The 13,247-nt window shown below is 67.7% G+C and carries 13 protein-coding genes; 8 read left to right on the top strand and 5 right to left on the bottom strand.

All coding sequences use genetic code 11. From position 1 onward, the window contains the following. Positions 1-36 precede the first annotated feature (36 nt). The 3 genes from VHC63_16970 to VHC63_16960 are packed head-to-tail and all read left to right on the top strand — an operon-like array spanning position 37 to position 4,701. Positions 37-1,431: a sigma 54-interacting transcriptional regulator gene (locus VHC63_16970; GenBank protein ID HVV38303.1), complete on the top strand. Its 1,395-nt coding sequence runs from the start codon at positions 37-39 to the stop codon at positions 1,429-1,431. A gap of 3 nt (positions 1,432-1,434) precedes the next feature. Continuing rightward, complete coding sequence (locus VHC63_16965) at positions 1,435-3,456, top strand: VWA domain-containing protein (protein HVV38302.1); 2,022 nt, start codon at positions 1,435-1,437, stop codon at positions 3,454-3,456. Next, the gene (locus VHC63_16960; GenBank protein HVV38301.1) at positions 3,457-4,701 is read left to right on the top strand and encodes a divalent metal cation transporter; all 1,245 of its coding nucleotides are present in this window, start codon (positions 3,457-3,459) and stop codon (positions 4,699-4,701) included. Here the strand turns inward: VHC63_16960 and VHC63_16955 are convergent. Further along, on the bottom strand, positions 4,698-7,055 hold the full coding sequence (locus VHC63_16955; protein ID HVV38300.1) for a phosphatidylglycerol lysyltransferase domain-containing protein: 2,358 nt from the start codon (positions 7,053-7,055) through the stop codon (positions 4,698-4,700). The genes VHC63_16960 and VHC63_16955 overlap by 4 nt on opposite strands. Next, positions 7,052-8,740, bottom strand: coding sequence for a M14 family metallopeptidase (locus VHC63_16950; protein HVV38299.1), 1,689 nt, complete (start codon positions 8,738-8,740; stop codon positions 7,052-7,054). Before VHC63_16950 ends, VHC63_16955 begins: the two co-directional genes overlap by 4 nt. A 121-nt stretch (positions 8,741-8,861) precedes the next feature. Between VHC63_16950 and VHC63_16945 the strand changes: the two genes are divergently transcribed. Continuing rightward, positions 8,862-9,146, top strand: a complete 285-nt coding sequence (locus VHC63_16945) for a WhiB family transcriptional regulator (GenBank protein ID HVV38298.1) — start codon at positions 8,862-8,864, stop codon at positions 9,144-9,146. Positions 9,147-9,176: 30 nt separating this feature from the next. On the opposite strand, the gene VHC63_16940 is transcribed toward VHC63_16945, so the two are convergent. Together VHC63_16940 and VHC63_16935 are read right to left on the bottom strand one after the other, a co-directional pair. Beyond that, positions 9,177-9,953, bottom strand: coding sequence for a hypothetical protein (locus tag VHC63_16940; GenBank protein ID HVV38297.1), 777 nt, complete (start codon positions 9,951-9,953; stop codon positions 9,177-9,179). Positions 9,954-9,966: 13 nt separating this feature from the next. Further along, positions 9,967-10,173 (bottom strand): hypothetical protein, encoded by a 207-nt coding sequence (locus VHC63_16935; GenBank protein HVV38296.1) that lies wholly within the window; start codon positions 10,171-10,173, stop codon positions 9,967-9,969. Between the two features lie 86 nt (positions 10,174-10,259). On the opposite strand from VHC63_16935, the gene tatA reads away from it, so the two are divergent. Then, a complete protein-coding gene (tatA, locus tag VHC63_16930) occupies positions 10,260-10,469 on the top strand; it encodes a twin-arginine translocase TatA/TatE family subunit (protein ID HVV38295.1) in 210 nt (69 codons plus the stop codon). Positions 10,470-10,537: 68 nt separating this feature from the next. Here tatA and VHC63_16925 read toward each other — a convergent pair whose 3' ends face one another. Then, a complete protein-coding gene (locus VHC63_16925) occupies positions 10,538-10,789 on the bottom strand; it encodes a WhiB family transcriptional regulator (GenBank protein HVV38294.1) in 252 nt (83 codons plus the stop codon). Positions 10,790-10,876: 87 nt separating this feature from the next. Between VHC63_16925 and VHC63_16920 the strand changes: the two genes are divergently transcribed. The 3 genes from VHC63_16920 to VHC63_16910 all read left to right on the top strand — a co-directional run bounded on the left by VHC63_16920 (position 10,877) and on the right by VHC63_16910 (position 13,183). Further along, positions 10,877-12,097: a trypsin-like peptidase domain-containing protein gene (locus VHC63_16920; GenBank protein HVV38293.1), complete on the top strand. Its 1,221-nt coding sequence runs from the start codon at positions 10,877-10,879 to the stop codon at positions 12,095-12,097. 13 nt (positions 12,098-12,110) lie between these two features. Further along, the gene (locus tag VHC63_16915) at positions 12,111-12,386 is read left to right on the top strand and encodes a hypothetical protein (GenBank protein HVV38292.1); all 276 of its coding nucleotides are present in this window, start codon (positions 12,111-12,113) and stop codon (positions 12,384-12,386) included. Positions 12,387-12,484: 98 nt separating this feature from the next. Beyond that, positions 12,485-13,183 (top strand): response regulator transcription factor, encoded by a 699-nt coding sequence (locus VHC63_16910; protein HVV38291.1) that lies wholly within the window; start codon positions 12,485-12,487, stop codon positions 13,181-13,183. Positions 13,184-13,247 lie beyond the last annotated feature (64 nt).

Below are 13,247 nucleotides of genomic sequence, written 5' to 3'. Positions count from 1 at the left end.
GGAAACGGGGTGGGTGGGAGGGCGTAGGGTGGGGGAATGAGTCGCCCGACAACCCTTGGTGAACTCCGCGCTTCTGGTTGGGAATCCGTGCCGATCAAGGAAGAGGTACGGCGCAACGCCGTCGCCCGCTTGAAGGCGGGCCAGCCGTTGGTCGAAGGAGTTCTCGGTTACGAAGACACGGTGCTACCGCAGGTCGCCAACGCGATCCTGGCGGGCCACGACATGGTCCTGCTCGGCGAACGCGGCCAGGCCAAGACCCGCATCATCCGCTCGCTGATCGAACTCCTCGACGAGTGGATGCCGATCGTCGCCGGCAGCGAGATCAACGACGATCCGTACAACCCCGTGTCGAAGCACGCCACCGAGTTGGTGGTGCACAAGGGCGACGAGACGCCGATCGAGTGGGTGCACCGCAGCACCCGCTACGGCGAGAAGCTGGCGACGCCCGATACCTCCGTCGCCGACCTCATCGGTGAGGTCGACCCGATCAAGGTGGCGGAAGGCCGCTATCTCTCGGACGAGCTGACCATTCACTACGGCCTCATCCCGCGCACCAACCGCGGCATCTTCGCCATCAACGAGCTGCCCGACCTCGCCGAACGTATCCAGGTCGGCCTGCTCAACGTGCTCGAAGAGCGCGACGTTCAGGTGCGCGGCTACAAGATCCGCCTCCCGCTCGACGTGATGCTCGTGGCCACGGCCAACCCCGACGACTACACCAACCGCGGCCGCATCATCACGCCGCTCAAGGACCGCTTCGGCGCCCAGGTGCGCACGCACTACCCGCTCGAGATCGACACCGAGATCGACGTGGTCAAGCAGGAGGCGGAGATCCCCGACGTCGGGGTGCGCATCGAAGTCCCCGACTTCATGAACGAGATCATCGCCACGCTCACGCACCTGGCCCGCGCCTCCAGTCAGATCAACCAGCGCTCGGGCGTGTCGGTGCGCCTCACCGTGGCCAACGCCGAGACGATCGTGGCCAACGCCTTGCGCCGCGCCCTGATCCTGGGCGAGCCGGTGGCGGTGCCGCGTGTGAGCGACCTCGACGCGCTGGCGTCGTCGACGAGCGGCAAGATCGAGATCGAGTCGCTCGACGACGGTCGCGACGAGCAGGTCGTCGAGAAGCTCATCAAGTCCGCCGTGCTGACGGTGTTCAAGGAGCGCTGCCCGATCGAGCAGTTCCGCGAGGTGCCGGCGTCCTTCGACGGCGGCACGGTTGTCCACGCCGGCGACGACGTGCCGGCCTCGAGCTACGCGGATGTGGTCAAGTCGATCCCCGCGCTGGCCGCCCCGGCCCGCGAGCTGGCCGGGTCGGAGGATCCGCCGGCGATCGCGTCGGCCATCGAGTTCATCCTCGAAGGCCTGCACCTCAGCAAGCGCCTGAACAAGGACGCCGCCGGCGGCCGTATCGCCTACCGGGCGCGCTGAGTCGTGAGCCGGTTCCGGTACAGCCGCTGGGACGGGACCCAGACCGGGTTCGAACTCGGGGCCGACGACATCCTCGACCAGGTCACCGACGACTTGCTGTACCACGGCGACCTCAACGCCGCGCTGCGCCGGCTGCTCCAGTCGGGCATGCGCGACGCCAACGGTGAGCGCATCCAGGGCATCCGCGAGATGCTCGAGAAGCTGCGCCGCCGCCGGCGCGACGAACTCGAGCGCCACGACCTCGGCGGTGTCTACGAGGACATCGCGCAGCGCCTGCGCGACGTGGTCGAGACCGAACGCGAAGGCCTCGAGCAAACGCGCCAGCAAGCAAAACAGTCGGGCGATCAGCGCCGCCAGGAGGTCACCGACCAGGCGATGGCGGAGAAGGGTTTGCAGCTCGACTTGTTGCCGCCCGACCTCGCCGGCCAGGTGCGTGAACTCCAGAACTACGACTTCGAGTCCGAGCAGGCGCGCCAGCAGTTCGAAGAGTTGATGGAGGAGTTGAAGCAGGAGCTCCTCAACACCCAGTTCAACCAGATGATGGGTTCGATGGGCAACGTGTCGCCTGAGCAGATGCAGGCGATGAAGGACATGTTCAACGACCTCAATCGCATGCTCGAACAGCGCGAGTCGGGCGAGCCGATCGATCCGTCCTTCGAAGAGTTCATGGCCAAGCACGGCCAGTTCTTCCCCGACAACCCGCAGACGCTCGACGAGTTGCTCGAGAACATGGCCCAGCAGATGGCGCAGATGCAGGCGATGCTCAACTCGATGACGCCCGAGCAGCGGGCGCAGCTCCAAGGCCTCGCCGAAGCGCTCATGGAAGACATGGACCTGGCGTTCCAGGTGAGCCGCCTGTCGAGCAACCTGCAGCAGGCGTTTCCCGGCGCCGGGTGGGAGCGGCGCTACAACTTCTCGGGCCAGGACCCGCTCGGCTTCGCCCAGGCGGCGTCGCTGCTGAACGAGCTTGGCGACCTCGACTCGCTGGAGAACTTGCTGCGCCAGGCGTCCTCGCCCGGTGCGCTGGCCGACGTCGACCTCGACCGCGCCGCCGAGCTGCTCGGCCCTGACTCCGCTCGCTCGCTCGAGAAGCTCGCGGAGCTGTCCAAGACGCTTGAGCAGGCGGGGCTGATCGAGCAAAAGGAAGGCCGTCTCGAGCTGACGCCCAAGGGCATGCGTCGCATCGGCGGCAACGCGCTGCGCGACCTGTTCTCCAAGCTGGCCAAGGACCGCATGGGCACGCACGAGGTCGACCCGCTCGGCGTGGGTCACGAGCGCAGCTTCCAGACCAAGCCCTACGAGTTCGGCGACAACTTCAACCTCAACATCGAAGCGACCGTCGCCAACGCGGTGCGCCGCAACGGCGCCGGCTCGCCGGTGCGCCTCACCCCCGACGACTTCGAGATCGAGCGCACCGAGACGGTGACGCGCTCGGCGACGGTGCTGATGGTCGACCTGTCGCTGTCGATGCCGATGCGCGACAACTTCCTCGCGGCCAAGAAGGTGGCGATGGCGCTGCATTCGTTGATCTCGTCGCAGTTCCCCAAGGACTACCTCGGCATCGTCGGTTTCTCCGAGGTGGCGCGCGTGCTCAAGCCGCGCGACCTGCCCGAGGTGTCGTGGGACTTCGTGTACGGCACCAACATGCAGCACGGTTTCCTGCTCGCCCGCCAGCTGCTGGCGCGCCAGTCGGGCACCAAGCAAATCATCATGATCACCGACGGCGAACCGACGGCCCACATCCAGGACGACGGCGAGGTCTTCTTCAGCTACCCGCCGGTGCAGGAGACCATCGACGCTACCTTCAAGGAAGTGATCCGCCTCACGCGCGACGGCATCAAGATCAACACGTTCATGCTCGACGCCACGTCGTACTTGAAAGCCTTCATCGAGAAGCTGACGCAGCTCAACCAGGGCCGCGCCTTCTTCACGACGCCGGAAACGCTCGGCGACTACGTGCTCGTCGACTTCATCGAGCACAAGCGCTCACTCAGCGGCGACCGCCGCGCCCATACCGCGCGCTAGTTGCCCCGCCGCCGCAACCATCGCCGGCACGCGCGCCTTCGCGGCGGTTACTTCAGGTCCCTTGGCCCCGGTCTGATCACGGGCGCGGCCGACGACGACCCGTCAGGCATCGGCACCTACTCACAGGTCGGCGCCACGCTGCGCTTCGACCTGTTGTGGACGGCGCTGGTGTCGCTGCCCCTTGCCGCTGCCGTCGTCGAGTTGGCGGCCCGCTTCGGGCTCGTCACCGACCGCGGGCTGGCGTCGATCGTGCGTCGCCGCTATCCGTCAGTTGTCGTCTACCCGGTGCTGCTGCTCGTGGTCGCCGCCAACACGTTCAACGTCGGCGCCGACCTCGGGTCGATGGCCGCCGCGCTGCATCTCGTGGCGCCCGTGCCGCTCGCCGTGGGCGTCGTCGTCTTCGCCGCGGGGATCACGATGCTCGAGATCCGCGTGCCCTACGAGCGCTATTCGAAACTGCTGCGCTGGCTCGTGCTGTCGTTGGTGGCCTACTTCGCCGTGCTGCTGTCGGTGCACGTCCCGTGGGGCGAGGTGGCGCGCGCCACGTTCCGCCCGACGTGGCACAACGATCGCACCCACCTGGCGGCGCTCATCGCCATCTTCGGCACGACAATCTCGCCCTACCTGTTCTTTTGGCAAGCGGCCGAGGAGGTCGAGGAGCACGCCACGGAGGAGATGACGCGCGCCGAACTGCGCCGGATGCGCATCGACGTCGTGGCCGGTATCACCGCCGGCGTCTTCGTCATGTTCGCCATCCTCACCGCGACGGCGGTAACGCTCGGCAAGCACGGCGCGTCGATCGAGACGGCGCAGGAGGCGGCCGCCGCGTTGCGACCCGTTGCCGGGCGATTCGCCAGCCTGCTGTTCACGCTCGGCATCGTCGGGACGGGCCTGCTCGCCATCCCGACGCTCGTGGGTTCGAGCGCCTACGCCATCGCCGAGACGTTCGCGTGGGACGAGGGGTTGTCGCGCACGCTGCGCCAGGCGCCGGGGTTCTACGGCGTCATCGCCGGCGGCATGGTCATCGGCGCCGCCCTGAACTTCGGTCACGTCAACCCGATCCACGCCCTGTTTCTCGCCGCCTTGTTCAACGGGTTGGCGGCGCCGCCAATCCTGCTGCTGATGGCGCTGGCGGCGCGCGCCGACGTGCTCGGCGAGTGGCGCAGCGGGTGGGTGTCCACGACGCTGGTGGTGTTCACCGCCGCGCTGATGGCGTTCCTGCCCGCGTGGTACCTCGTGCGCTAACGCGTCTGGGCTTCGGCAGGCATGAGGAAGCGACCGATGAGCGGCAACTCCCACCACGACTCCGCCCGTGCAATGGCGAAGGCGATCGGCACGATGTTGCCCACGGTGTCGTAGACGGCGAAGCGTGGTTGCCACTCGGGGTCGAACTTCGAGTTGAAGTACCACAGCGACTCGATTTGCATCGAGCCCGACATGTGTCGCACCGCCCAGCGCTCGATGCGCGTCGTCAACCCCGCACCCGTCTCACCCGCAAGCAGCGCCCGCATGGTGGCGAAGTTGAGGCCGAGCTTTTCGTAGCCGCCGTCGCGCAGGTGCAGCAGCGTTTGCACGATCACGAAGTCGAGCAGGCCGTTGGGGTGGTCGCCGTCGTCGCGTCGCATCAGGTCGAGCGAGAACCCGTTGATGCCGGGCGCGGGCACGAACTGGCAGAAGGCCACCGGCGTGCCGTCCTTGTCGGCGCACACCGCCAGCAACAGTCCCTTGTCCTCCGGATTGAAGATGCGTCCGAGGGTCATGGAGAACCCGCGCTCGACGTCGCCGCGGCGGCTCTTCGTCATCACTGCCAGCACCCGCTGCTTGTATTCCTCGTCGACTTCGCTCGGATCGTGGAACGTGACCGAGTAGCCGTAGCGCAGCACGCGGTTGGTCGCCTGGCGCAGCGCCTTGCGGCGCGGACCGTCGAGGCTGAAGCGCGACGCGTCGACGACGGCCTCGTCGCCCACGTACATGTCGTGCATGCCCGCGGCGCGATAGATCGGCAACCAGTCCTCGTCGACGCCGAGGAGGCCGACGCTCCACCCGTGCTCGTCGGCGAAGTGCAAGAAGTCGTCCCACACCGCGGCGCGTTCCCACACCGGGCCGATCGGGTCGGGCGACACGAGGCACACACTCTGGTGCACGGCGTAGGCGACGAGGGACTCGCCGCTGAAGAAGAACTCTTTGTCTTCGCGCAGGGCGAAGTAGTCGAGCGTTCCGGTGCAGTACTGGTCGATGATGCGCCGCGCCCGGACGAGTTCGTCGCGGTTGCTGCGGCGCACGGCGACGGGGCGGATGGCCTGCCACGCGATCCAGAAGAAGAAGCCGACGGAAACGGCGAGGAGCATCGGCGACATGAAGTCGTCGACGCGGTCGGGCAGCTTCACGTTGGTGATACCGACCAGTCGCTCGACCGTCGCCAGGAAGGCGTCGCGCAGCGCCAAGCGCGAGCCGCGGGCGCTGGTGATGATCTCGAGCGCGCCGGCGACCGACACGACGGTGGCGATCAGGCCACCGGCCGCCACGCGCACGCCGTGGCGGATGGCGCGTTCGCGGCTGCGGGCTCCGAAATCGTCGCGGTGCACGTACAGATAGGCGGCGACGAGCCCGGCGGTGACCGCCTCTTCGACGTCGACGCCCTTGACCACGTGGAGGACAAGCGATCCGACGAGGAGCGCCATGGCGACGCGGTGGGCGCGCAACTGGCCGCGGCGCACGCCACGGGCCAGCGCCAGCAGCGCGAGGCCCGACAGGGTGACGAGCGCCGTGGCGGTCTGCGGCACGGCGAGCGGTACGAGGCGCAGCAGCGCGTGCAGTCGCTGCTCGAGCGGCGGCGTGATGGCCGACGCGACGTCGAGCAGTCCGGCGAGGGCGATGAGGGCGGCCCCGCGGCGGCGCACGCGCGCCCGGCGGTCGAGCGCGGCTTCTGTGGGCGGCGGCCACGACTCGCCCGACGGGAAGACGGCGACGCGGGTCGGGCGGTCAGGTGCCGTCGCCCGACGCGCCGCGATGCGGTCGAGGAACGACGCGCCCGGAACGTCGACGCTGCAGTACCAGAGCCGGGCGTGCAGGTCGGCGCCCGCTTCGACCTCGACCCACGACGCGACGCGCGTCGGCACCGTCGTCTGGGGCAGCCCGAGCATGCGTCGCCGTGGCTGCACGACTTCGCCGACGGTCCCGCACGACGCGCTGAACCCGCTGCCGAGGTCTTCGAAGCGGGGAGCGGGGTCGGCGTCGATGACTCCGGCGTAGCCCTCGCCGAACAGTGCCCGGTCTTTCCGCGTCGTGGCGCAGCGCGCGATGCGTACGGTGCGGTTGCCCACGCCCGTCACGACGGCGACGTCGAGCGTTTCAGCGTCGGCGAGGAAGACGACGCGCCGGTTGCCGTCGGAGCCGAAGGCAGACAGGGCATCAGCAAGGCGCGGGTACTCGTCGACCGTCGACTGCTCGTCGCACACCACGAACACACCGGGGCCGTCCCAGGCACCGAGGAGAACCACGAGTTCGTTCACCGCCGCGATGGCGGCGAACGAGGGCTTGGGACCTTGTGCCAGGTTGCCGGTGACGACCAGTCGGCCGCCCAGCGGAAGTTCGATCACGCCAACTCGAGCGTGGCGCGCACGACTCCGGCGCGGGGAGACCACACCTCGACGCCCACCTGTGCACCCGCCGGGGCGCGCACGATCCACTCCGCCTTGGCGCGATCGGTCGTCGGGTCGGAGGCGCCGCCGAAGCCGCCGAGCATCGACGTCTTGCCGACTCGCCCGCTGAGCTGACCCAACTCGATCTTGGGTTCACCGACGACGCGGCCGTCACCGGTGACCGTCAACCGCGCTTCGATCGGTCGCACCGCCTTGCGTTCGATCGCCTTCTGGGTGACGTTCGTCGGCAGCCACCCACTGTTCTCCACGACGACGCGGACGCGCCACGCTCCGTCGCCCACCGATTCCACCTCCGTGGACCGTAGGCGAAGCAGCGGCGAGATCATCAGGTGCCAGATGGCGAAATCGGCGTGCGGTGCCACTTCGTCCGCCAGGAGGTGCGGCGGTGGGTTACGGATGACGAGCTGATCGTTCCAGCCGCCGAGTTCGACCGGCCCGAGGTCCGGGTGATCGTAGGGATACCAGTCGACGTAGCCCTCGCCCGGTGCGACCTCGTCGGCCCACGCCAGCAGCTTCAAGTCGTCCTCGAGCGGGTGTTCGTCCCACCACTCGATGAACTTGTACTCCTCGATGCCCGCGGCGCGCATCGGCGACCAGAACTCGGTCGTCCACGCGTGGATGCCGAGGTGGTCGTAGGCCCAGTCGTCGGCGACGCCCGTGATCGTGTCCTTGGGGTCGTAGCGGAAGTCGTGGAAGACGCTCACCGCCGGATACTTGGTGAGCTCGGTGGCCTTCTTGCCGATGGCCTTGAACACATTGAGGTCGAACGTGGGCAGGCCTTCGTCGCTCTTGGTGCCGTAGGGGCGCAGGTGGACGCCCGACATCGTGTGGTACTGCACGAAGGCGCAGATGTTGGGCCGGTCGACGATCGCCTGGACCACGGCGCGGATCTCGGGCTCGCTGGTGGGATACGGGCCGGCGCCGTGCTGCTCGCCCTCCGGGCGCCATTCGACGGGGTAGTTGCGGTTCATGTCGAGGCCGGCGAGCGCCGGTGCGTACTTGATCGTCACGCCGTCGTAGTTCTGCATCCGACCTTCGTCGAGCAACCGGTAATACGGGCCGGTGCCCTCCTCGGTCGGGTCACGGGGCACGAGGAGGCGCGGGTCGTCGAAGTACGGCTTCCACGGGCCGTTCGGGTCGGGGATGCGCATCGTGAGGATGCGGCCGTCGCCGTCCATGTCTTCGGGCACGAGGCCGTCCTGCTGCTCCGTGCGCGGGTAGGCGCGCGCCGAGGACCGTACGTACCGCGGCCGCTCGCCGAGAGCGAGCTCTACGCCGTCGGGATTCATGCGGGGCACGACGTAGAAGCAGCGCGTGTCGAGGGCGCGGGTCACGGTCGGGTCGATGCCGTACTCGGAGACGAGTTTGTGGATCAGGTTGAGCGCCGCGAGGCCGCCGGTGTGCTCGGTGGCGTGGATGTTCGCGTCGACCCACAGCGCCGGTTTCTCGTCGTGCGGGCCGGTCGCGGTGTTGGTCAGCGTGACGAGTGTGATGGGCCGATCTTCGTGCGAACGGCCGATTTCGGACAGCGCCACGAGGTCGGGATGCTCGGCCGCAAAGGCGTCGAGGAGCTCGGTGAGCTCGCGGTAACGCACGAATCGGTCACGGGGAATGTCGACCACGGGCCCGAAAACTACGCAAAAGCGCACTCGCGCTCTTGCGCGGTCGTGAAAATTCAAGTATCACATGCTTGTAATTCCATCGGTGCAAGTAGTTCACGCGATGCCGGGGAGGGAGCGACCGATGAATCTCGTAAGTGTTTTGGAAGGTGACGACCGGAGTTGGCAGGAGTACGCCAACTGCATGGGCGTCGACCCCGACTTGTTCTTCCCCGAACGCGGCGCGTCGACCCGAGAGGCCAAAGAGGTCTGCAAGGGCTGCGTGGTGCGTGAGGAGTGCCTCGAGTTCGCCCTGGCGAACGGGGAGAAGTTCGGTATCTGGGGCGGCATGAGCGAGCGCGAGCGCCGTCGCGTGCGTCGCTCACGCGCCCTCGCCCGCCGCGCGGCCGCGGCGAACACCGCGTCCTAACGGGTCGCCGCTACTTCCCCCGGGGCTCGGCTACGGGAGTCGGGCCTCGAGCGTGCGATTTTCGCCGAGGTCGAGTTGCGCCCAGCGCGCCGGATCGATCCGTCCCAGAACGTCGGCGCCGATGAGGCCAACGAGTTCTGCCCGCGCAATGTCGGTGCGAGCCGCCACCGCGTCGTAGATCTCGGCCGGGCCGATCACCGTGGGCGCGATCAGATTGCAGCTGACCTGCACATGGTCACCCACGACCAGGGCGAGCGCGCGCACGGATTCGCTGCGCAGTTCGCGGGCGATGAGCTGCGCCGTTTCGATGTCGGGACGCGCCAGCCACAGGTTGTAGGCCACAAGCGGGCCGCGGGCACCGACGGCGGCGGCGCCGGCGGTCGGGTGTGGCTCGGGAGGTCCGGCGTCGGGGTGCAGGGTCCTGAATGCGCCGCGGCGGACCTGAGGCAAGGTGCGCTCGGGCCCGTAGAGAAAGCAGGGCAACCGCAGTTCGCTGCCGGCCCAGGCGGCGAACGCGTTGCGGGCCCCGAGCGCGTCCTCCATGGTCGACGGAGGGGCGACGGGAACGAAGGGTACGACGTCGAGCACGCCGATCCGGGGGTGAACTCCCTGGTGGTCGTGGATGTCTAGGGTGCGCACGGCCGTCGTCGCCAAGGCCCGGGCGGCGTCTTCGACCCGCGGGCCGGCAAGCCAGAACACGCTGCGGTGGTGGTCGGCGTCGGAATGCACGTCGAGGCAGTGATCGCCCGCCGCGGCGGCGAGGGCGGCGATCACATCGGTGCGCCGGCCCTCGCTGACGTTCACCACGCAGGCGAGCACGTCAGTACCGGGGTCGTGATCCCTGCTGGCCGAGGTAGACGACGGCCAGGATGATGCCCACGAGGGGGAAGAACATGCCGATGAGGATGCCGATGCCCCAGCCATTGTCGGCGTTGTTGAACGCCCGCACCGCGGCGTAGATCGGCAGGACGAAGCCGACGGCGAACAGGACGACCAAAAAGAGAAAAACGCCGCCGCCCAGGAACATGCTGTTGAGGCTAACGATGTGGGTGCCGATAGGGAAAAGAACGCAATCCGTCGCGTTGGTTGCATACGGACATGGCTGTAGCCTGAATGTTGCCGCTTGGCGCGCAAAACGAATCGAGTGAACCCATGAACCTGGGAGCCCCAGAACTACTGATCATCCTTGTCGTCGTCCTTCTCCTGTTCGGATCGGCGCGGCTGCCGAAGCTCGCGCGTTCGATTGGACAGGCGCAGAAGGAGTTCAAGGAAGGCGTCAAAGAAGGCGCCAAGGACGACTCCGAGACCGAAAACAAGGCCTGACAACACGAACTCGCTCTGTCCTGCACCGCCAGGCGGTGCAGGACAGAGCGAGTTCGGAGAGCGTGCTGTTAGTTGGCGGCGCGCAAAGCCGCCGCATCGAGGCGGCGCTGGCGCATGATGCGACGGCGCTCGCGCTCGGAGGCGCCGCCCCATACGCCATGATCGATCTTGTTCTCGATGGCGTATTCGAGACACGGCGCCTTGACGGGACAGTCGGCGCACAGTTTGCGGGCGATCTCGACCCCGACACCATCACTCGGGAAAAACACGGCAGGATGCACCTCACGGCACTTGCCGATGCTCATCCACTCAGTGTCCATTGCGCGACCTCCTCGTCGGGTAACCGCTTAGACGTCGCCATTCTCGTCCTGGTTCCCATGTTTTCTACGTATCGCCCGGAGCTTTAGATGGCTGAAGATCCCACCGAAGTCCTGGCCGTCGATCCACAAGATTCGACGCTCGAGCCCCTCCCCACTGCTGGTCCGGGCGAATCGGACAAAGTGGCCCCGCCGCGCGTCGCCATGTCGTTGCTGCTGGTCGTGGCGCTTATCGGCGGCTTGCTCGGCGGCGGCATCGTCGCGCTGGCGACGCGCTCGAGCCGCAACGGCACGTCGCTGACATTCGCGCCCGGCACAAATCTGAAGTTGCGCAACGGGGCCCTCGACGTCCAGGGCGTGCTGGCCAAGACCGAGCCCGCGGTCGTGTCGATCGAGACCGACGGTTTCGTGCAGCAGAACGGCTTCTTCGGCCCGACGGTGCAACGGGTGACGGGCGCCGGCACCGGGATGGTGCTGACCTCGGACGGCGAGATCCTCACGAACAACCACGTCATCGAGGGTGCACAGAAGATCACGGTGACCTTCGCCGGCCAGCAGCAGCCGCGCCCGGCCGACCTCGTGGGCGCCGACCCCGTCAACGACGTCGCCATCATCAAGGTGCGCAACGCCAGCGGCCTCAAGACCGTCACGCTGGGCAACTCGTCGCAGCTCGAGGTGGGCGACGACGTGATCGCCATCGGCAACGCCCTCGCCCTCGTCGGCGGCAACACGGTGACCAAGGGCATCGTCTCGGCGCTCAACCGCTCGATCGACGATCCGCAGGAGAACCTGAGCCACCTGATCCAGACCGACGCCGCCATCAACGCCGGCAACTCGGGCGGCCCGCTCCTCAACGCCAAGGGTGAGGTCGTGGGCATGAACACCGTCGTCATCCGCGGCGACGGCTCCGGCGCCACGGTCGAGTCGATCGGCTTCGCCATCGCCATCGACTCGATCAAGCCGCTGATCGACCAGCTGCGCTCGGGCAAGTCGGGTGCAGCCCAGGGTTCGCCCTTCATCGGCGTGGCCACCGTCTCGCTGACGCCGGACCTGAAAGCGCAACTCGGCGTGCCGGTCGACAACGGCGCCGTGGTGCAGGACGTCACCGCCGGCTCGCCCAGCGAGAACGCCGGCATCCGGGTGGGCGACGTGATCACGAAGTTCGACGGCAAGGACGTGGCGAGCTCCAGCGACCTCGTCGCCGCCGTGCGCGCCAGCAAGGCTGGCGCCAAGGTGTCGTTCACCTACTACCGGGGCGGCGACAAGCGCACGGGCACGTTGACCGTCGGTAGCCGCAGCGTGAGCCAGTAGAATCTTCCGCCTTATGTCGCTCGCCGAAGAAACCGCCCCGCAACCTCCCCGCGGCCATGTCCGGGTCGTGTATCTCGGCCCCGTCATGCCGCACTGGGAGATCCAATCCGACTTCGGTGACCGCGCCCTGATCGAGGAGTTCCGCCAGCGCGCCATGGCCCGGCTCGTGCTGCTCCCGCCGCACGACCCGCAGTTCCGTCGTAACCGCGAGCGCGTCGTGCGCGATGCCGAGCGCGAGAACCTCACCCTCGAGTGGGACCTCGGCTACCCCGAGGAAGAGGCGGAGTAGTCCTTCCTCCCAACGTCGGGTGACGCGAAGGTAAACAGTCGGCGTCAGCGGCCATGTGCAGGCCAGGTTTGTGAACGTTCGCCCGTAGCATTGTGAACGTGGCCGGAACCACACAACCCACGATCCTCATCGTCGAAGACGAGGACAGCTTCGTCGACGCTCTCGTCGTCGGCCTCAAGCGCGAGGGGTTCCTGGTGCACGCCGCGCGCGACGGGATCGCGGCGCTCGAGACCTTCGAGTTGGTCAAGCCCGACCTCGTGCTGCTCGACGTGATGCTGCCGCGCATGTCGGGTCTCGACGTGTGCCGCGAGCTGCGATCGCGCTCGCGGGTGCCGATCATCATGGTCACGGCCAAGGGCAGCGAGATCGACACCGTCGTGGGCCTCGAGGTCGGCGCCGACGATTACGTCACCAAGCCGTTCCGGTTGCGCGAGCTGGTGGCGCGCATGCGCGCCGCGCTGCGCCGCATGCCGCAGGAAGAGCCGGTGCCCGAGACCGCGTTTGCCGTCGGTGAGCTGCGGTTGGACGCAGCCCGCCACGAAGTCACGCTGCGGGGCGAGTCGCTATCGCTGCCGCTCAAGGAGTTCGAGTTGCTCGAGCTGTTGATGTCGAACGTTGGGCGCGTGCTCACCCGCGAGGTCATCATCGACCGCGTGTGGGGCCCGTACTACGTGGGCGACACGAAGACGCTCGACGTGCACATCAAGCGCCTGCGCGCCAAGGTCGAAGACGACCCGGCGAAGCCGTCGCGGATCACCACGATCCGCGGTCTCGGCTACAAGCTCGAAGCCGTTTAGTTCGCGTTCGTTCACCTTCCCGACACTTCGGGTTGGGAGGGAGGACAGTCGGTTTCGATTGACT

Source organism: Acidimicrobiales bacterium, assembly GCA_035546775.1.
GTDB lineage: Bacteria > Actinomycetota > Acidimicrobiia > Acidimicrobiales > JACCXE01 > JACCXE01.
The sequence above is the reverse complement of the archived record's forward strand: the minus strand, read 5'-3'. Positions and strand labels throughout refer to the sequence as shown.

Coding starts and splice junctions, on each gene's coding strand:
- VHC63_16970 (HVV38303.1), top strand. CDS start 37: ATGAGTCGCCCGACAACCCTTGGTGAACTCCGCGCTTCTGGTTGGGAA.
- VHC63_16945 (HVV38298.1), top strand. CDS start 8,862: ATGAATCTCGTAAGTGTTTTGGAAGGTGACGACCGGAGTTGGCAGGAG.
- VHC63_16935 (HVV38296.1), bottom strand. CDS start 10,173: ATGTTCCTGGGCGGCGGCGTTTTTCTCTTTTTGGTCGTCCTGTTCGCC.
- tatA (HVV38295.1), top strand. CDS start 10,260: ATGTTGCCGCTTGGCGCGCAAAACGAATCGAGTGAACCCATGAACCTG.
- VHC63_16925 (HVV38294.1), bottom strand. CDS start 10,789: ATGGACACTGAGTGGATGAGCATCGGCAAGTGCCGTGAGGTGCATCCT.
- VHC63_16920 (HVV38293.1), top strand. CDS start 10,877: ATGGCTGAAGATCCCACCGAAGTCCTGGCCGTCGATCCACAAGATTCG.
- VHC63_16915 (HVV38292.1), top strand. CDS start 12,111: ATGTCGCTCGCCGAAGAAACCGCCCCGCAACCTCCCCGCGGCCATGTC.